Genomic DNA, 19,094 nt, shown 5'->3' with positions numbered 1-19,094 from the left:
GATACGCAGGATCGCTTCGGATACTATCCCTCCCCCGCTTGCCGATGTAGCTCAGCCGGTAGAGCAACGCATTCGTAATGCGTGGGTCAGCGGTTCGAATCCGCTCATCGGCTCCATAAATTCCATGACTTGCGTCGCATGGATGCGCGTTGAGTCGCCTTAAATCGCCTAATAAAGCGTCCTGCGGTGTCACCCAATCCACATCGCCTGATCTCGAGGCCAGGGTCGAGAAAGGCGCGCAGGTCGGCGCTGATCGTACCGGAACAGCCGACCGTCGGCGACGGTTCTAGCCAAACGGCCAGTCGGCAAGCTAGTGAAAGCAGCCCAGCTTGCTGCCGGGACAGGGTTAAGGACCTCTGGTCGTTCTAAGGACGCGCATTAGATCCGGCCTGGGTAGGCACTCGCCCTGACCACCAGGTCGCCAGCATGGCTCCAGACAGGTTGTGCCAGACAGAAAACAGCGCCCCTGGGAGAGCGGCGGCCACGGGAAAGGACTTGAGCGCCAGGGCGACGGCCAATCCTGAGTTCTGCATCCCGACCTCGATGGCCAGGGTCCGGGCGCGGATCTCGTCCTGTCCAAACACCCGCGCGCCCCAATAGCCCAGCGTCAGTCCCAATCCGTTGTGAAGCATTACGGCCGCCACCAGCCCCAAACCGACCCCGGCCAGTCGCCCGGCATTGAGCGCGACAACGATGGCGATGATGGTCAGGATCGCCAGCACCGACAGGCTTGGCATCCAGGACTGGACGCGCCTGAGCCAACGTCCAGCGAGGCGGTTGACCGCCACCCCGGTGATGACCGGCAACAGCACGACCAGGGCGATGGAGCGCAGCATCTCCCCCACCGGAACCGCCACCCAGGCGTCGGCATAGAGCCAGGTCAGCCAGGGTGTGAGCACGACGGCCAGCAGGGTCGAGGTAGCGGTCAGACTGATCGAGAGCGCGACATCGCCGCGCGCCAGATAGCAGATGACGTTTGAGGCCGTGCCACCGGGGGCGGCGCCGACCAGCACCATCCCCACCAGGAGTTCGGGCGGTAGTGCCAGCACCTGCGCCACGATCCAGCCAATCAGCGGCATTAGGCCGAATTGCAGACACATACCCAGACCGATGAGTGCCGGTCGCCGGGCGATGGCTAGGAAATCGTCCGCACGCAAGGTGGCGCCCATGCCGAACATCACCACCCCCAGCAAGGGCATCACCGCCGCACGCCACCCCGACAGCGTCTCGGGGATGCTGAAGCCGATGAGTCCCGCCAACAGCGCCCAGAGCGGGAACAGACGGGTCAGGATGGATCCCGGGGCCGCTGGATGTTCGTCAGCGATTGTCTTTTTTGGGTTGGATGGGGTCGCCATGGATCAGGTCACCGTCGGTGTCTGTACTAAAGGGGTGTGCGCGCTGAGCTGCCGCGCATCGTCGCAATCACGACAGGCCTGTGACTCAGGGGCAGCACGTAATTGCACGCTGGATGTGATTTTGTCGCAAGCGCCACCCCAACCACGGGGCACAGGGTTTCGGAATAATGACGCGCCAACTCATCTTGACTAGACTGCGCCCGAAATCCGTGACTCCAGGCTTGGGGCCGTGCGGGTCGAGGTCAATTCTGACCGGGATACTGTGATGTGCACGTTCAATCTGATGCGAATCCTGACCCCCGCCGTCCTGGCGGTTTTCTGTAGAACCGAATATCCGCGCTCGGGCACTGAATGAACAACGAGATCGTCGCCACCTGTTGGCGCCGTGACACAGGTCTTGACCAGTCGGATCAAGGACAGGAGACAGGTGCTCGGGTGTGCACTCAGGAATCGGGTCATCCGGGAAGCGGTGTCCTGGATCTCCCCACCGACCAGGACCTCGCCGGCTGTCTGATCCGTGATCGTCACTCCATCCGCTCGCGTCTGCGTCATCTACGCCGGCGCGCGCGCGCCGGTCAGCCCTTTGACGAGGGCCTAGCCAAGCTCTGGGACTGTATCCGGGCCTCCCAGGCCGTGGTCGCCCAGCGTCAGGCACTGGTCCCCCGGATCGAGTATCCGGACCTGCCGGTCAGCGAACGGCGCGACGAGGTCGCGGCGCTGATTGAACGCCATCAAGTCATCGTGCTCTGTGGCGAGACCGGCTCGGGCAAGTCGACCCAGTTGCCCAAGCTGTGTCTGGAGCTGGGACGCGGACGCTTCGGGCGCATCGGCCACACCCAACCGCGCCGGCTTGCCGCACGCACCCTGGCCAGTCGCGTGGCGCAGGAACTGGGGGTCGAGATCGGTGGACTGGTCGGCTATAAGGTCCGCTTCCACGACCGGGTCCGTCCCGAGACCGCGATCAAGCTGATGACCGACGGCATCCTGCTCGCGGAGATCCAGCACGACCCCCTGCTTACCGACTATGACACCCTCATCCTCGACGAGGCCCACGAGCGCGGGCTCAACATCGACTTCCTGCTCGGCTATCTCAAGGGGCTCTTGCCGCGCCGGCCCGATCTCAAGCTGATCATCACCTCGGCGACCCTCGACCCCGAGCGCTTCGCGCACCATTTCGCCGACCGCGAGCACCGGCCCGCGCCCATCATCGAGCTCTCGGGCCGGACCTATCCGGTCGAGGTCCGCTACCGACCGCCGGAGGACGAGAGTGCCGCCGAGTGCGATGAGGCGATGCAACAGGCGATCGTCGCGGCGATCGATGAGCTGGCCCGGACTGGCCCCGGCGACATCCTGGTGTTCCTCTCGGGCGAGCGCGAGATCCGCACCACTGCCGAGACACTGCGCAGACATCATCCGCCCTCGACCGAGATCCTGCCCCTGTTCGCCCGTCAGGGGCCGCAGGAGCAGGCGCGCCTCTTCCAGCCGCACGGCACGCGCCGGGTGATCCTGGCCACCAATGTCGCCGAGACCTCGCTCACGGTGCCGGGTATCCACTATGTCGTGGATCCGGGCTTCGCGCGCATCAGCCGCTATAGCCATCGCACCAAGGTCCAGCGTCTTCCGGTCGAACGCATCTCCCAGGCCAGTGCCAATCAACGCAAGGGGCGTTGCGGGCGCGTGGTCGCCGGTGTCTGCATTCGGCTCTATAGCGAGGACAACTTCCAGTCCCGCGCCGAGTTCACCGAACCCGAGATCGCGCGCGCCAACCTGGCCGCCGTCATCCTACAGATGAAGCGGCTCGGCTTTGGCGCCATCGAGCACTTCCCCTTCGTCGACAAGCCGGATCCGCGACTCATCAACGACGGCTATCGCACCCTGGAGGAGCTCGGGGCGCTCGACGATCAGGGCGAGCTGACCGCGCTCGGGCACCAGCTGGCGCGCCTGCCGGTCGATCCGCGCCTCGGACGGATGCTGCTCGCCGCCACCGAGGAGCAGTGTCTGGCCGAGGTGCTGGTGATTGCCGCTGCGCTCAGCGTACAGGATCCGCGCGAGCGGCCGCATGACAGACAGCAATCCGCCGACGAGATCCATGCCAGCTTTAGTCACCCCGAGTCAGACTTCATCGCCTTTCTCAACCTTTGGCACTTTCTCGAACAGGAGCGCCGCCGTCTCTCGCGCAACCAGTTTGTCAAGCTGTGTCAGCGCCATTTCCTGTCCTGGAACCGGGTCCAGGAATGGCGCGACATCCATGCCCAGTTGCGCGAACAGATGCTGGAGATGGGGTTTAGGGAGTCGGCTGCGACCACATCCCAAGCCCCATCGCTCGATGCCGCCGGCTACGAAAAGATCCACCGCGCCCTGCTCGCCGGGCTCCTCGGCAACATCGGCTTCCGCGAGTCCGAGCGCGAGTTCCAGGGCGCACGCAACAGCCGCTTCCTGATCCATCCCAGCTCGGTGCTCTTCGCCAAGCCACCGAAATGGGTGATGGTGGCCGAACGGGTCGAGACCAGGCGCCAATACGGACGGATCGCCGCCGCCATCCAGCCGGGCTGGATCGAGCGCGTCGCCGCTCATCTGCTCCAGCGCAGTTATTCCGAGCCACACTGGCAGGCCAAGTCCGGTCAGGTCGCCGCCTTCGAGAAGGTCACACTCTTCGGCGTCACCCTGGTGCCCAAGCGGCGGGTCAACTATGGCCCGATCAATCCCGCTGAGGCGCGCGAGATCTTTCTGCGATCTGCCCTCACCGAAGGCGATTTTGAGACCCGAGCCCCCTTCTGGCGTCACAACCGCGAGCTGATCGCCTACGTCCGGCACCTGGAGTCTAAGTCGCGGCGGCGTGACCTCCTGGTCGATGAAGAGGCCATCTACGCCTTTTATGCCGAGCGCCTGCCCCCGGGGATCTATTCAAAACCCCAGTTCGAGCGCTGGCTGCGTCAGGTCACACGCGACAACCCCAGGATCCTGCACATGCGGCTTGCAGACCTGATGCGCCGCGCGGCGCGCGAGATCCGGGTCCAGGACTTCCCCGATCAGTTCCAGGTCGGGGCGACCGCCCTGCCGCTCGAATACCGTTTCGAGCCTGGTGCGCCCGAGGACGGGGTGACCTTGGTGGTGCCTCTGCCACTGATCAATCAGGTCGTGTCTGAACGGCTCGAGTGGCTGGTGCCCGGGCTGATCGAGGAGCGGATCACGGCCCTGCTGCGCACACTCCCCAAGCCGCTGCGCATCAGCCTGGTCCCGATCCCGGACACGGCCAAGCGCCTGGCCGCGCGCTTGACGCCCTCCGATCGACCCCTGATCCAGGCGCTGGCCGAGGAGATCCGGGCCATGAGCGGGGTCCAGATCCCAGAGGACGCTTGGGATCCATCGGCGATTCCACCCCATCTGCGCATGAAGATCCGGCTGGTCGATGAGTCCGGGCAGGCGCTCGCGGTGAGCGACGATCCGCTGGCGCTCAAGCAGCGGTTTGCGGCGCAGGGGGCTCAGGGATTCACCCGGATCTCGGACACCGAGCTCGCACTCGAGCGCAGCGGGGTGACGCGCTGGACCTTCGGCGACCTACCCGAGTCGGTGGATCTGACCCGCGCCGGGATCAGGCTGCGCGGCTATCCGGCCCTGGTCGATCAGGGCGCGAGCGTGGCGATCCGGGTGCTCGACTCGACAGAGAACGCGGCCTTGGCCCATCGGGCAGGGCTACGGCGGCTGATCATGCTGCATCTAGGTGCGGACATCCGCCAACTGCGCAAGCAACTGCCGGATCTGGATCGGATGCGGTTGCAGTATGCCAAGGCGCCGGTACCGACGTCGCCCACCTACCCCTCTCCTGTGCCTGGACTGGGGGACGCATCCACCGCTCAGGGACCGACCCCCAAGGCGTCCGAGCTGGCCGATGAGCTGATCGCCCTCATCCTGGACCTGACCTTCATCGAAGACCAACCGCCGCTTCGTACCCAGGCGATGTTCGAGCAGCGTCTAGCCGAGGGGAGGCCCCAGCTCTTTCCGACGGCCCAGGCGGTTTGCCGGCTGATCGGAACGATCCTGGACGACTATCAGTCGCTGCGCACCCAGCTAGCCGAGATCACGCAGGTCAACTGGATGCCGGCGGTGCAGGATATCCGTGAGCAGCTCGACGGGTTGGTGTTCCAGGGCTTTCTATCCACCATCTCCTACGCCCCACTCAAGCAATATCCACGCTATCTCAAGGCGATCGCCTATCGGATCGAGCGCCTCGCCCATGCACCGGATCGCGATCGGCGCTGGATGGGCGAGATGGCCGGGATTCAGTCGCGCTGGCGCGAACGCGCGCTGGCGGCGCGTGCGGCTGGGCGCCGGGATCCGCGTCTGGACGAGATCCGCTGGTTGCTGGAAGAACTGCGCGTCTCGCTCTTCGCCCAGACGCTGGGGACCGCCTGTCCGGTCTCGATCAAGCGCATCGAGGCACGCTGGAAGGAATTGGGTCTGTGACGTCCCTGGCCTGGGGCGATCATTCCGCGGTCTCGATCACGAACCGATTGCGCCCCTCGTGCTTGGCACGATACAGACAGGCATCGGCGCGATCGAGCATGGACTGCACCCCCTCGGTCAGGACCAGGGTCGCACCCAGGCTGATGGTGACCGAGATCGACCGCCCCTCGTGCGCGATGGGTGTGGATTCGACAGCAGACCGCAGTCGCTCTAGGACCACGGCCAGGTGGTCTCGGTCGAACCCAGTCAGCAGGATACAGAACTCCTCTCCGCCATAGCGCCCGAGCAGATCGACCTGACGTATCCCGCAGGCCAGGGTGTTCGCCACCGATCTGATGACCCGATCGCCGGCAAGGTGACCATAGGTATCATTGACCCGTTTGAAATGGTCGATGTCGAGCATGACGGCGGCCAGGGTGATCTGACGGCGCTGCGCCGTGGCGTGCAGCTTTTCGGCCATCTCGAAGAAATAGCGGCGGTTGTAGAGTCCGGTGAGCGAGTCGCGGACTGCAGACTCGCGGATGGCGCGCACCAGCTCGATCTGCTCGATGTTCTGGATGACACGACAATAAAACTCCTCGACCAAGAACGGCTTAGGGAGAAAGTCGTTGGCGCCGCTCTTGAGCAGCCGTACCGGGAGTGTCGCAGCGCCCACCTCGGACAGACCGATGATGGCGAGATCCGAGCGTGGACGCTGCTGACGCAGCGCGGTGATGAGCGCAATCCCATCCATCTCGGGCATATTGTAATCTGTGATGACCAGATCGATCCCAGGCTCCGCGTTCAGGATCTCCAGCGCCTTGCGTCCAGTTTCGGCCCCAAACACCCTGAACCGGTGCAGTTGCAGCAGCTTGACCAGATAGCTGAGAAAGGCGCGCGAATCATCGACCGCCAGCACCTTGACGTTCTGATTGCGATGGATGCGCCGCACCAGGCTCGCCACATGGTCGATCTCGTGCGGGCTGGTCTTGAGCAGACAATCGATCACCTCCTTGGCCAGGATGCGCTCACGGAGCGCCTCATCGAAGTGGGCCGTGAGCACGATCGCCGGGATGCCATGCGCCTGGACCAGATCGATCGCCTCGCCCTCGGATGAATCCGGGAGATTGAGATCGACCACGGCCGCGAAGAACCGTCCTGGGTCCTGAGCCAAGAGCGCCTTGGCCTCGGCCAGCGAACCGGCGCTCTCGGACTCGACGCCGGCCAGATCCTCGCAACGCGCGCGCAGTAGCTGGTTGATCGCCTGGCTGTCGTCGATCAGCAATACACGCTCGCCTCTGACCTGGGGGTCGGTGGCGGATGGACTGCAATCGGGTGGCCTAGGCATCATGTCTGGGGCATCTCCAAAGGCGAGGGGGCTTCGGCGTGGTTTCAGGGTCTGGTTCGGCGTCCTGTACGCCCGGTGCAGTTGGCTAGAGTCCGGCGGCCTTGGCCACCGCGGCGACGATCCGCTCCTGGGTCGCCTCGTCCAGATAGGGATGCATCGGCAGACTCAGCACCCGGCGAGCGACGGCGGCACTGACCGGATAGTCCGCGCCCAGCAGACCGCCATGGAACACCGGCTGCTCGCTGACCGGGATCGGGTAATGGACGGCCGTCGGTATTCCCTGTTCGCCGAGCTTGGCGGCGACCGCCTCACGATCTTCAACCTGGAGGGTGTATTGGGCATAGACCGAAAGATTGTGCGGATGGACATAGGGCGTGAGCACCGGGGCGCCGCCGACATCCGTGCCGAGCGCGCCGCGCGCCTGGAACAGTTCGGTATAGCGCGCGCCGATACGGGCGCGGGACTCGACCTCCTCGGGAAAGATCTCCATCTTGGCAAGCAGGATGGCCGCCTGCAGGGTGTCCAGACGCGCGTTTAGCCCCAAACGCAGATGGTGATAGCGCCGATCCTGACCATGATTGCGGATCTCACGCAGGGCCTGGGCGAGTGCGTCGTCGTCAGTGAAACAGGCGCCGGCGTCGCCATAGGCGCCGAGCGGCTTGGCCGGGAAAAACGAGGTGCAGCCAATCCGTGACAGGGCGCAGGAGCGGCGACCGCGGTAGCTAGCGCCAAAGCTCTGGGCCGCGTCCTCGATCACCGGCAGCCGATGACGAGCCGCGATGGCATTGATGGCGTCCATGTCGGCGCACTGACCATAGAGCGAGACCGGTAGGATGGCGCGGGTGCGCCCGGTGATGGCCGCCTCGATCTTGGCCGGGTCGAGGTTGTAGGTGACTGGATCGATGTCGACAAACACCGGACGCGCACCCAAGAGGGCGATCGTCTCGGCGGTGGCGATGAAGGTGAAAGGCGTGGTGATGACCTCATCGCCGCGACCGATCTCGAGCGCCATCATGGCTGCAAGCAGCGCATCTGTGCCGCTCGACATCCCGATACAGTGACGCACCCCGACGAACTCGGCCAGACGCGCCTCCAGTTCCTGGACCTCTGGTCCCAGGATGAACTGACCATGTTCGAGCACCGCCTGGATGCGGACCTTCAGCTCAGGTTCGATGCGTGCGTACTGGGTCTTTAGGTCGATGAATTGCATTCGGATCGCCTCGACGAGTTTCTCGCCATCTCTCGATTGAACAACAGCCCCTGGCCGGCGCGCCTCTTGCCTATGTCGTTTAGGGCATAGAGAATCCGGGATTATATAGGGTCGCTGCCCGAGACCTGGACCGAGATTTTGTCGCAATGCCAAAATGCGGAAGCCTAAACATGTCTGTCCCCTTACGTACACTCGTGGTCTGTGGATTGCTGTTGATGTTGACAGGGACGCTTCAGGCCCAGACCGAGGCCCCCGCGTCCGCACCCGCCCCATCTACCTCTGACCAGCGGGAACCCAATCCCGAGGAGGCGCAGGCTCAGGTTCCATTCGAGGGCATCGATTGGCGTCTAACGGCCTACCGAGACGAATCAGGTCCAATCATCAGTGTCACGCCCCGCTCGCGCCCGACCGAGTTTCGCTTCGAGGCCGGTCGGTTCTCGGGCAGCACCGGCTGCAATCGGGTTCAAGGTGGCTATGCGGTTGAGGGTGACACCTTGCGTCTCGGCGATGGCCTGGCCGCGACCCGCATGGCCTGTCCCGAGCCCTTGATGAAGCAGGAAACGGTGATCTTCAAGGCGCTCCAAAGGGTAACAGGTTACCGCCAGGGGGTGGATCGTCTGGAACTGACCGATGATCGGGGCGAGACCGTGCTGAGCTTCACCCGGATCGGCGCGACCACGGGTGTAACAGAGGACCCGACCCAGGCGCTAGAAGGACGCACCTGGGTGGTCGAGGCCCTGGCCGCGACCCCGGGGATCCTGAGCCCCCCGCTTCCCGGCACCAGGATCGACCTGAGCTTCGACCCGCGCGGTCGGATCAGCGGCTCGGACGGCTGTAATCGCTATCTGAGCGGCTTTATGCGCACGCCGTCCTCGCTGTCATTCGGGCCGATCGCCACCACCCAGATGGCCTGTACCGCCACCGATGGCCGGGCCGAGCAGGCGCGGACCTATGCCGGGCTGCTCGGGCGGGTCAGTGCCTATCGGATCGAGGACGGGCATCTGCTCCTGCTGGATGCCAGGGGTGCGCTCCTGGTGCGCTTGCGGGCGATAGCCACCAATTGATCTGAGAATACAGCTGGTCTCCCGCGACGGGCGAGGGTCGAGAATGTTCCACTGTGAACATCCACTTGATGAATTTTCTGAATCTGTGATGCAGTTCTAGCATTTCTAAATCTGGTAACCATTTTTTATCTTAGTATGTATATTTAAAGATCTGGGAATTTCAGGAAAGCCGAGTACAAAACGATGACATGAGCCGCCCGGTGGCGATGTAAACGAGCGCCGTCGCGTTTAGTGCGGCCCGAATGTGTTGCAGTGGCTCGGGAATGCTCATGGTTTGATCCATCTGGGCTATGTGCCTTTGAAGGCAAAAGTGATCTAGCCCATGCCCTGGATTGTCTGGGGCTAACCTGAAACCTGCAGGTCGCACGACCACGGTGATAGCCGACTGAGAGCACGGAATGAAAAGCCTTCGTCCGGTTACAAATCATGACCTTCAAAGCCATGGCCTTGGGTGGCAAATCTCCTTTCCAGGCCCTGAAACAATGGTTCAATTCCAACCTCGAGTTGTTTCATCGAAGACCCCATGAGCGGCCGGGATGTGACAAGTAGAACGTTCATAGTGGCCTTGTGTGGCTTTTCCGATAATGAACGCAAGGTGCTTGGTCGGGCGTTTAGTTTGTCGCAGATCCGTCCCCAACGTTATCAACTCTGGGAACAAGGCCAGGGGCGCCCGCATCTCTACATGGTGAACGAGGATCTCGCCGCCGGCGCGCGGGAGTGGGCAGCCCTGTGTCAGGACCTTGGCGACCATGACTTACCAGTGATTCGAATTGGAATCTCAGAGACTTCTGCGGAGTTTTATAACGGACGAAAGCAGATCTTCTTCAAAAGACCAATCCTTGCCAGCCGTATCCTCAAGACGCTCGACGATCTGGTGAGCGAAGTCTACAATTTCACGCCGGATCTCGTCATCCACGATAACGTAATCCTGACCAAGTCCGATACAATTTCTAAACCAATTCCCCCATTGTTTTCCGGTTCGCGCAAGCGCATCCTAGTCGTAGATGACAGCGAGTCAGTGCGCAAGTTGATTGAATTGAAGCTCACCAAGAAGGGATATGTGGTCGATTTCGCTGTGAGTGGTGAAGAGGGTCTGATGAAGGCAGGCCAGCAGAGCTATGATCTGATCTTTCTCGATGTAATGCTACCCGGTATCAGCGGTTATGACGTTGCACGCCATTTGAAACGCGATTTTCGTATAAAATCACCTGTAGTGATTTTGACCAGCAAATCGTCCAGGATCGACAAGCTCAAAGGGGCACTCGCCTCGGCCGATGCCTATCTCACTAAACCACTAACGATGGACGGCTTGGAGCAGACGCTACGGCGCTTCCTGTCTTGAGAATTCAAGCGAGGACTTAGGAATGGCTAAAGTGTTGGTTGTCGAGGATTCTGCGACCGATCGTGATTATCTACGTGATCTGCTCCAAAAGGCGGGGCACTCGGTGTTAGTGGCCGCTTCCGGGCATGAAGCCGTGGACATGGCTCGCCGCGACCCGCCGGATCTGGTCTTCATGGACATTGTCATGGAGGACGGGGACGGTTATCACGCCATGCGTTCACTGCGAGAGGATCCCAAGACCACGCATGTCCCCGTAGTGGTCGTCAGCAGCAAAAATCAAAAGGCAGATAAGATGTGGGCGCAACTTCAAGGTGCTAAGGGGTACGTCGTCAAACCGGCGAGCGCCGAAGCGATTTTGGCCCATATCGACTCACTTCTCTCCAGACGCTCTCATCCATGAGCACGCTGGGACGAGACACACTCCAGAAGCCGATCGACGTGGACGAGGTCGGCGGGAGCAGGTTCTTCGGTTCACTCGATGTCGAGGATGCCAATCAGGAATCAGGCGAGTCACGCTATGCTTGTCGTATCGGAGCCTGGTGGTTTCTCGTTCCACTGGACCGTCAGGCTGAGGTCATTCCGCGGCAAACATGCAGTCGTCTCCCCTTTACTCAGATCTGGTGCTTGGGTCTCACAAATCATCGTGGAGATTTAGTTCCCGTCTATGACCTAGGAGCGATGATCGAGGAAGAACGGGGTCAGGGTGACGGCCGTTATTTCCTCATACTTGGCCAGCGCGAGGCACGCACCGGACTTTGTATCGATGAGATTCGGTCGATCAGGATTCCGAAGGAGGCGCACTTCGTCCCTCTCTATCCAATGCGTCACTTTCCAGAAGACTTTGATTGCCGCGGTATTCGGTTTGAAGGGACGTTCTTTGTCGAGGTTGATTTTACCGAACTTCTGGAGATACTCGCCAAACAGGCGCTTCTGTTTGGTGCAAACGATCCTTTGTGTGGTGAATGATGAAAGTTGCAGATCTCACGATTTCTGCCAAACTCACGATGGCGACCACAGCACTCGTATTATTCGTTTTACTGGGTGTTTCCGGTGCCATCCTCTGGGGCTTGAATGAAATCTATCTAGAGCGCCAACAATTAGAACAAGAGCTGCGGACAGAAACCAACACACCGCTCGCCGGCGTATTGCGAGAAAAAACTGTGCGTTCACTCGAAATCGCTGGTGCCCTGCTCGCAGAACTCGCTGCCCAGGCGCGGAACGCGGAGACTGAGCGCCGCCTGATTGAGCTGATCGCACTGGTGGAACGCGATCCCGAGATCGCTGCCGTTAGCCTCCGTAATCCTGATGGCACGAATCGCCTGGGTAATAATAAGATGCGCGAGTCGTCGGAAACCTTCCGGGAGTTCCCAATCGAGCGCGACGGCCAAGTACTGGGTCACGTGATCATCACTTTGGCGCATGGTTTCCAATCTGCCGCTGAGCATTTCTAGACAAACGTCTCGCCGCGACACTAGCCGATACCCAGTCGCAACGCGAAGGCACCATGGCCCTGGTGATCGGACTCTTGCTGTTAAGTGCCTTGATCGCCGGTTTCGTCATCTACCTCACAATCTCGGGTCTATCCAGGCGTTTCATCCTGAAGCCAGCCGAGCGCATCCGCAACGCGCTCGCGGGTATGGAACGGCGCCGTGACTTCTCCGAGCGCCTTGCACCTGGCGCAGACGACGAGCTCGGACGCACAGTCGCAGCCTTCAATCGTGGCATCGACTTCCTCGAGCGTCAGAACGAGGCATTAAACGATTCGATCATCGAGATGCTACAGATCGGCAACGAGATCAGTCAGACACGCGATCTAACGATTAGGGTCCCGGTCAAAGAGGACATCACGGGTCCTCTGCGCGATGCACTCAACCAGATCACCTCCGAAAGCGCGCGTGTCCTGGTCCAGGTCCGCGAGATTGCCGAGCGCGTCGGCCAATCCTCGCTTCAAGTCCAGTCCCAGGGGGAACGGGTCGCTGAGGTCGCCGATGCCGAACGCATTCAGATCGAGCGTACTACGAGCGGCCTCATGATGGCTGTCGAGGCTGTCGAGGGAATCGCCGAACTGGCCCGCTTCTGTCGCGAAGAGGCTGCGACGGCTACGGACTTGACCAATCGGGCTCTGGCATCCGTTAAGCAAGCCGTCGAGGGTATGAGCCAGATTCGCTCCGCTATCCAGGAAACGGGTAAGCGCATCAAGCGTCTCGGTGAGCGCTCACAAGAGATCGGCGGCATCGTCGACATCATCAAAAGTTTTTCCGAGCGAACCCATGTTCTGGCGATCAATGCGGCGATGCAAGCGGCGACCGCCGGCGAAGCTGGACGTGGTTTTGCCGTGGTGGCCCAAGAGGTGCAGCGACTCGCCGATAGCTCGCGCAACGCGACCACCCAGATCGAGACGCTGATCGCCAACATTCAGATCGAGACCCAGGACAGCGTGCAGACTGTGAACCAGGCGACCGAAGCCGTGACCAACGAATCCCACACCATCGAAGGTGCAGGCGCCCTCATGCTCGAGACCCAGCAGACGGTTGCTAGCTTGGCCGAGACAGTGGCGGGTATCGACGAGCGCGCTCGGTCACAGGTCGACTCAAACCGCGCCTTGATAGAACGGGTCGAGTCGATGCGCGCAAGTACCCTCGAGACTATGGATCAGATCACTCACCAGACACAGGTGACAAGCAACCTGGTTAACTATTCGAGAGAATTACTCGAAACGATTCAATTGTTTCGTCTCCCCGGGCCGTCCGAACCGATCCGATCGATTCTGGCTTAGTCTTAGGGAATCGATGTCTGTCCCCTATGCCAACGAACCGATCGACAGCGACGATCGCGCCTGATCCAGGCGACTGGGTGCGACCATGAGCCAAGTCGGTTTGAGTGAGCTCTTTTCTGCCACCCTGCCTAGTTTGCAGCAGGCCGTTCGGACGGCGGGCGATTCGACGGCCGACCCCGAGGAACAATTAGCGGCGGTCGCCGCGTTCAGCGAATGTTTGGCCGATCTTTGGCCGTTGCTGGAATCCAAACCCTATCTGTGCGAGTTTCTGGAGTTCCTGGAAGCCAATATCGGTGCACTCCCCGAGCGGGCTGCGCGCGGCGATGAGATGGCCGCTATCCAGATTATCGAGCTCATGGCACTGCTTGAGGCGCACCTCAGCACACCCGATGACGAGGAGATCGTGTCGGCACTGCTCGAAATGGCCTCTTTGGAGATCTTCGATCCACCGCTGCCACCGGAGACCATCGTCGCGTGGTCCCAAAATGTCGAATCCGCTGATCGTGATGAACGTCGATCCGAAAGCCAGGATGAACTTACCGAGGTGGAGTTGGCATCTGGAGTTGATAACGTCTTTATCGAGGAATCCACTTCGACTGCTGTAGTCACGGCTGAGACCGAGGATGAGCACACACCAAAACTGAGCGCTGAGGCATCCGAGCTACTTGCTATCCTGGCCATGGCTATCAGCGAGGGCCAGGAAGAGTTTCTGACTCGAATCGCAGAGATGGCTGCGACATCTGATGCCGATGCCCGGACTTTCGCTGCCCAATCCTGCCAAGAGATCCTCAATCGCTTTGCGACGGCCTCGGCTCAGGCAGGATTAGTTGCATTCTCGACGCTATGTGCGAGCTTGGGCTTTCAGATCGCGGCTATGTCAGCCGAGGCCAAGTGGCCTGCGGAGCTGATCGACGCCCTGATGCAGTTGCCTCAGCGGATGCTGGCTTATCTGGAACGGCCACTGGATGTCGATATCTGTTGTGGACTAGTCGAAATATTACAGAAACCACATTGGATCGATCCACTATCGACCGCTAATGCAGAGAGCCTCGCCTATAAACTAAAAGAGGATCCGCTTCTACTAGAAGCGGATTCGGGTCCGAGTCATCCAGTCGCGATCGAGGACAAGGACCTATCGCTTGCCCCGGCTGCAGACATCGATCCGATCGTACTCGCAAGTTTCCGTCGGGAAGGTCCAGATCTTGCTTTCAAATTGGTTAACGTTATCCAGTCCCTTGTCACCGGGGGTGGCGATGAGGAGACGTTGCATCAAGCGCAACGTTGGGCGCACACCATCAAGGGATCGGCAAACATCTGTGGCGTAAATGCCATCGCGGTCCTGAGCCATTATCTCGAAGATTTGTTGGAATTCCTGACCATCCAGGGTCTGAGGCCCAGTCAGGCGCTCGGTGACACGCTGGCCGCTGGCGCGGATACGCTTGCGCTTATGTTCGATATGTTCAACGGTGTCGAGACCTCAGACCCTGACAGACTACGCGGTGTCATGCAGGAGGTCTTAGATTGGGCTAATCGCATCGATCGCGAGGGTGCCGATGCCTTGTTGCCGGCTGCAGAAGGTGCGAAGCCATGGAGCCCTCCGCGAACCGAGTCACCGGTCGACACAGAGATTCCAGTCGCACCCTCTCCACCCAAGTCACAGGACGAACCCATTGAACGGGAAGACACCTATCTACAGGTTTCCACCCGGACCATGGATGACCTGCTGCGGTTTGTCGGAGAGCTTTCGGTTGCATTGTCCCGGGCCGAGGAACAGCTAAGTCGAGCGCGGCTTCTACTCAGTGAATCCGGCGAGATCGCACATCGCACATTGCTGCAAATCGCCGAACTCGATAATTTAGTTGATTTGCGTGGACTCGGCCTTCAGAGCAACACGTACTCGAGATCGCCATCGGCCTTCGATCCGCTCGAACTGGAACAATACAATGAAATGTATGAGGTGACCCGCTGGATTAACGAGGGGGTCAGCGATACGTATGAACTAGGGCGAACCCTGAATAGCACATTGCATGAACTCGGCGAGGCGATCCAGCATCAAGCCAGACTCCAGCGCTTGATCCGGCGGCTGGCTATGGAGACCCGTCTGGTACAGGTAGATTCGATCGTGCCCCGGCTTCAGCGCGCCGTGCGTCAAACCTGCCGAGCGACCGGGAAAGAAGCAGAATTGCATGTCATGGGTAGCGAAACGCAGGTCGATGGAGAAGTCCTGGATCGGATCATGCCAGCCCTGATGCATTTGGTGCGCAATGCCATCGACCACGGCATCGAGCTACCCGATCAGCGCGAGCAACTCGGCAAGCCGCGTGTTGGCCGCATCGAGATACGGTTTGCGCCCGCAGGCGATCAGATCGTGGTGACCTGCAGCGATGACGGCCGTGGACTCGATCTAGAGCGTATCCGAGCCAAAGCCATCAGTGCCGGCCTGCTCGCCGCCTCAGCTATGCCAACCGACCAAGAACTCATGCTCCTCACCTTACAACCCGGTTTCTCGACTCGAGAAGTCGTGACGCAAATTTCCGGACGTGGTGTAGGCATGGACGTAGTCGCTACGATCGTTCACACGCTCAATGGCACGCTCGCGATCGAATCCCAGCCAGGAGCAGGCTATCGGATTCAATTGCGTCTGCCGGCGTCGCGATTGACGCTCTACTGCTTGTTGCTGCGCCATGGCGATCATCTGCTTGCTGTTCCAGCCAATGAGGTGCGATCGGCCTTGCTTATCGAAGAGGGAGAGTGCGTGGAAACGCCAGAGGGGTGGCAGTTCTGTCATGAAGGACACTGGTATCCACTTCGTCAACTCGACCCTCTGTTCGGTAGATCACCGGGCACACCGGAACGCCGGGGACGGAGTGTCTTGATCTTATCCTCCGATCGCGCCGATCAAGCCATATTAATCGATGCTCTCTTGGAAGGCCGCGAACTCGTGGTCATGAAGCCGGGGTCCACGGTCCCAAAGGTGCCAGGCCTGATGGCGGTCTCTGTCTTGGGCGATGGAACGGTTGTTCCCATCCTCGATATGAGGACGATTTTGCGCGTCGTCGAATCCGGTGATCTAAAGATGGTGTCTTGGCACGAGGAAGCAGATTTCACCAAACCGCTTCCCACGGTTTTAGTCGTGGACGATTCGATCTCCATGCGGCGTCTACTGTCGCAACTGGTCATCGACGCTGGATATCGCGCACTCACCGCCTCCAATGGAATGGATGCACTTCAGATACTGGGACGCGAGCGGGTCGATCTACTCCTGGTCGACATGGAGATGCCGCGTATGAATGGATTGGAGTTGAGTGCCCATCTGCGCTCGCAACCTGATACGCAGACCCTGCCGATCGGCATGATCACCTCGCGCTCGAGCGAGAAACATCAGCACCAAGCGGCTCAAGTTGGCATCGACCGCTATTTCGTCAAGCCCTATCGCGATGACGATGTGATTGAATTTATTCAGCAAAAGCTCGCAAAGGTGTCTTAATGTTTTCAACGATACGCATCGGTTTAGCGGGTTGCCTGATCCAGCTCACCTGTCTGAGCTATCCATTCGCTGCAGCGGCTCAGAATGCGTCACCAGCGCAGAGACCGGGCTATTATTACCCGCAGGTGCCATTTTATTATGGCGGATACGCGCCCTATATCTATCCGTCACCAAGTCCCGCCACCAAGGTCACGCCACCCCAGGGTACCACGGCCACTCCCACCGTGACTGAAAAAGCGGCGCTTGTTCAACTCCCGGACGGGACACCGGCAGCTTTTGGTCTGGCGGAGAGCCGTCTCGGGCCGGTGCTGACGAACAACCAGGGGTTGACTCTCTATCGTTCGAGCCTGGATTCCGATGGTGTTGCGACCTGTGTAGACGAATCAAGTTCACTGTGGCGTCCGTTTTTACTGACGGATTCCGACCAGCCTGCTCCGCCCTTCGAATCCATTCAATGCCCGGATGGTTCCAGACAATGGGGCTATGCTGGACATCCGCTTTATCTCTGGTTTGGTGATACACAAAAAGGAGATGTCACTGGAGACGGACTCGATGGTCTCTGGCACGCCGTGCGAATTTCTACCCTTGATTTGGATCGGGAAACGACACCATGAGCATACTGTTCAATTTGACGTATTTTTCATTCCTGATCTGTGGATTGGCTGCCGCGCTCGCAGTCTTCTATTTCCTGACCCAGATACCGCATCTGCAAGGGCGGCTGCGTATCTTGGCAATTCTCAATATCGTTATTTGTACTGTTTCCTGTGTGTTGCATCTGTATTTCTTTACTCGTCTCCAAATCCTCGCGAACGCCTCACCGAGCATCACCGAGATGGCTGCGGCCATCCGTGAGCTTCCACTGATCGTTCGTTATGGGTATTGGTTGGGGACCACAGCGCTGTTGATCGTCATGTTCCCATTGCTGATTGGACCGGAACATGTCGGTTCCCGCTTTGCCCTGTGGTTGGTGCTGATCGATGCGTGCATGATTATGACTGGTTATCTCGGTGAATATTCAGCACAGGATGTGGATGGGATTCCATGGGATACTTTCGCTTGGTTCACCGTGAGCGGCCTATTGTGGCTCGCTATGACGGTTTCGATCTTCTGGGTTTTACGTCGCCTGCCGAGCGAACGGCTAATTCCAGCCCAGCGCGATGCGCTCGTCTACATGTTTTTCTTCTTTCTCATTGGTTGGGCAATCTTTCCGGCTGGATTCTTCTACGCCATCGTCTTCGAAACCAGTGTTGGTGTCGTTCTACGTGAACTCACAGTCAACATCGGCGATATCGTCAACAAAGTGATGTGGGGTGTCTTGGTCGTCTATGCCGCGCGCGAGATTGTCAAGGCAAACCGTTTAGATGCTGCATTGAAGCAATAGCCCTAACCAATACCGTTCAAGGGTACAGTACGACGCTTTCCTCAAAGATCTGGTCAGCTTGAGATGGTGTGTCAATGGTGCGAACATTTCTTTTGCGCAGGATCAACACCAGTACCACAGGGCCAACACCCAAACCTGCGTAAAGACCTGGGGGTACACTCACTGTCGGTGTGCCTGAATCCAACCTCACCCGGCGGTTCCACACGATCGTGATCGAGGACCTGAACGTTCGCAGGATGTTGACGAATCGCCGTCTGGCATGCTCCATTGCCGACAGGGGCTTCTTCGAGCTTTGTCGGCCGTTGGAATACAAAGCGCGGTGGTCAGGTTGTGGTTGCAGATCGGTCCTTCGCAAGCCGCAAGACCTGCTCGGCCTGTGGCAAGGTGCAGGAGAAACTGCCGTTGTCGGTGCGCGCATGGGCCTGTCCGGTCTGCGGTACGAGCCACGATCGAGATCTGAAGGCGGCCAGGACCCTCCTGGCGGCTGGTCTGGTCGTCTTCGACGGCCCTTCAGCGCGTTTCGCTGGATTTGAAGCCGTGGAGAGGAAGGCGCTGGACGCACCCGCAAGGGTGCGGTGAAACCAGCCTCGGTGAGGCAAGACTTCAGCTTCGTGGCTGACTGAGTAGAAATGAGTAATTCTGATGGAACGGCGTTCCGGGTATCTCGTCTCTTCAAACTCTTCAAACC

At 60.0% G+C, this 19,094-nt stretch carries 14 protein-coding genes and 1 tRNA gene; 12 read left to right on the top strand and 3 right to left on the bottom strand.

Annotated elements, in window-relative coordinates; all coding sequences use genetic code 11:
• Positions 1–40: 40 nt before the first annotated feature.
• Positions 41–116, top strand: a tRNA-Thr gene (locus E6P07_RS01515).
• 249 nt (positions 117–365) lie between these two features.
• Here E6P07_RS01515 and E6P07_RS01510 read toward each other — a convergent pair.
• The gene (locus E6P07_RS01510) at positions 366–1,355 is read right to left on the bottom strand and encodes a bile acid:sodium symporter family protein (RefSeq protein ID WP_153973983.1); all 990 of its coding nucleotides are present in this window, start codon (positions 1,353–1,355) and stop codon (positions 366–368) included.
• Positions 1,356–1,706: 351 nt separating this feature from the next.
• On the opposite strand from E6P07_RS01510, the gene hrpA reads away from it, so the two are divergent.
• Positions 1,707–5,819 (top strand): ATP-dependent RNA helicase HrpA, encoded by a 4,113-nt coding sequence (hrpA, locus tag E6P07_RS01505; protein WP_153973982.1) that lies wholly within the window; start codon positions 1,707–1,709, stop codon positions 5,817–5,819.
• Positions 5,820–5,838: 19 nt separating this feature from the next.
• Here the strand turns inward: hrpA and E6P07_RS01500 are convergent, their stop codons facing one another.
• Together E6P07_RS01500 and E6P07_RS01495 are read right to left on the bottom strand one after the other, a co-directional pair.
• Complete coding sequence (locus E6P07_RS01500; RefSeq protein WP_246172885.1) at positions 5,839–7,149, bottom strand: GGDEF domain-containing response regulator; 1,311 nt, start codon at positions 7,147–7,149, stop codon at positions 5,839–5,841.
• Between the two features lie 82 nt (positions 7,150–7,231).
• Positions 7,232–8,356: a DegT/DnrJ/EryC1/StrS family aminotransferase gene (locus tag E6P07_RS01495; protein WP_153973981.1), complete on the bottom strand. Its 1,125-nt coding sequence runs from the start codon at positions 8,354–8,356 to the stop codon at positions 7,232–7,234.
• A gap of 170 nt (positions 8,357–8,526) precedes the next feature.
• Here E6P07_RS01495 and E6P07_RS01490 point away from each other — a divergent pair, with 170 nt between their 5' ends.
• The 10 genes from E6P07_RS01490 (at position 8,527) to E6P07_RS14115 (ending at position 18,985) form a co-directional block, all read left to right on the top strand.
• The gene (locus E6P07_RS01490) at positions 8,527–9,420 is read left to right on the top strand and encodes an META domain-containing protein (protein ID WP_162008586.1); all 894 of its coding nucleotides are present in this window, start codon (positions 8,527–8,529) and stop codon (positions 9,418–9,420) included.
• A gap of 523 nt (positions 9,421–9,943) precedes the next feature.
• Positions 9,944–10,762, top strand: coding sequence for a response regulator (locus E6P07_RS01485; protein WP_153973979.1), 819 nt, complete (start codon positions 9,944–9,946; stop codon positions 10,760–10,762).
• A gap of 22 nt (positions 10,763–10,784) precedes the next feature.
• Positions 10,785–11,162, top strand: a complete 378-nt coding sequence (locus E6P07_RS01480) for a response regulator (RefSeq protein ID WP_153973978.1) — start codon at positions 10,785–10,787, stop codon at positions 11,160–11,162.
• On the top strand, positions 11,159–11,728 hold the full coding sequence (locus tag E6P07_RS01475) for a chemotaxis protein CheW (RefSeq protein ID WP_153973977.1): 570 nt from the start codon (positions 11,159–11,161) through the stop codon (positions 11,726–11,728). The genes E6P07_RS01480 and E6P07_RS01475 overlap by 4 nt, the downstream gene beginning before the upstream one ends.
• Positions 11,725–12,213, top strand: coding sequence for a hypothetical protein (locus E6P07_RS01470; RefSeq protein WP_153973976.1), 489 nt, complete (start codon positions 11,725–11,727; stop codon positions 12,211–12,213). Before E6P07_RS01475 ends, E6P07_RS01470 begins: the two co-directional genes overlap by 4 nt.
• A 53-nt stretch (positions 12,214–12,266) precedes the next feature.
• A complete protein-coding gene (locus tag E6P07_RS01465; RefSeq protein ID WP_153973975.1) occupies positions 12,267–13,538 on the top strand; it encodes a methyl-accepting chemotaxis protein in 1,272 nt (423 codons plus the stop codon).
• An 85-nt stretch (positions 13,539–13,623) separates the two neighbouring features.
• Positions 13,624–17,025: a hybrid sensor histidine kinase/response regulator gene (locus E6P07_RS01460; protein WP_153973974.1), complete on the top strand. Its 3,402-nt coding sequence runs from the start codon at positions 13,624–13,626 to the stop codon at positions 17,023–17,025.
• A complete protein-coding gene (locus E6P07_RS01455) occupies positions 17,025–17,639 on the top strand; it encodes a COG4315 family predicted lipoprotein (protein WP_153973973.1) in 615 nt (204 codons plus the stop codon). The genes E6P07_RS01460 and E6P07_RS01455 overlap by 1 nt, the downstream gene beginning before the upstream one ends.
• Entirely contained in the window at positions 17,636–18,406 is a 771-nt protein-coding gene (locus tag E6P07_RS01450) for a bacteriorhodopsin (protein WP_153973972.1), read from the top strand. Before E6P07_RS01455 ends, E6P07_RS01450 begins: the two co-directional genes overlap by 4 nt.
• 267 nt (positions 18,407–18,673) lie before the next feature.
• Positions 18,674–18,985, top strand: coding sequence for a zinc ribbon domain-containing protein (locus tag E6P07_RS14115; RefSeq protein WP_425505140.1), 312 nt, complete (start codon positions 18,674–18,676; stop codon positions 18,983–18,985).
• Positions 18,986–19,094 lie beyond the last annotated feature (109 nt).

Source organism: Thermochromatium tepidum ATCC 43061, assembly GCF_009664085.1.
Classification (GTDB): domain Bacteria; phylum Pseudomonadota; class Gammaproteobacteria; order Chromatiales; family Chromatiaceae; genus Thermochromatium; species Thermochromatium tepidum.
The sequence above is the reverse complement of the archived record's forward strand: the minus strand, read 5'-3'. Positions and strand labels throughout refer to the sequence as shown.

Coding starts and splice junctions, on each gene's coding strand:
- E6P07_RS01460 (WP_153973974.1), top strand. CDS start 13,624: ATGAGCCAAGTCGGTTTGAGTGAGCTCTTTTCTGCCACCCTGCCTAGT.
- E6P07_RS01495 (WP_153973981.1), bottom strand. CDS start 8,356: ATGCAATTCATCGACCTAAAGACCCAGTACGCACGCATCGAACCTGAG.
- E6P07_RS01510 (WP_153973983.1), bottom strand. CDS start 1,355: ATGGCGACCCCATCCAACCCAAAAAAGACAATCGCTGACGAACATCCA.
- E6P07_RS01465 (WP_153973975.1), top strand. CDS start 12,267: ATGGCCCTGGTGATCGGACTCTTGCTGTTAAGTGCCTTGATCGCCGGT.
- E6P07_RS01470 (WP_153973976.1), top strand. CDS start 11,725: ATGATGAAAGTTGCAGATCTCACGATTTCTGCCAAACTCACGATGGCG.
- E6P07_RS01500 (WP_246172885.1), bottom strand. CDS start 7,149: ATGATGCCTAGGCCACCCGATTGCAGTCCATCCGCCACCGACCCCCAG.
- hrpA (WP_153973982.1), top strand. CDS start 1,707: ATGAACAACGAGATCGTCGCCACCTGTTGGCGCCGTGACACAGGTCTT.
- E6P07_RS01490 (WP_162008586.1), top strand. CDS start 8,527: ATGTCTGTCCCCTTACGTACACTCGTGGTCTGTGGATTGCTGTTGATG.
- E6P07_RS01450 (WP_153973972.1), top strand. CDS start 17,636: ATGAGCATACTGTTCAATTTGACGTATTTTTCATTCCTGATCTGTGGA.
- E6P07_RS01485 (WP_153973979.1), top strand. CDS start 9,944: ATGAGCGGCCGGGATGTGACAAGTAGAACGTTCATAGTGGCCTTGTGT.
- E6P07_RS01475 (WP_153973977.1), top strand. CDS start 11,159: ATGAGCACGCTGGGACGAGACACACTCCAGAAGCCGATCGACGTGGAC.
- E6P07_RS01455 (WP_153973973.1), top strand. CDS start 17,025: ATGTTTTCAACGATACGCATCGGTTTAGCGGGTTGCCTGATCCAGCTC.
- E6P07_RS01480 (WP_153973978.1), top strand. CDS start 10,785: ATGGCTAAAGTGTTGGTTGTCGAGGATTCTGCGACCGATCGTGATTAT.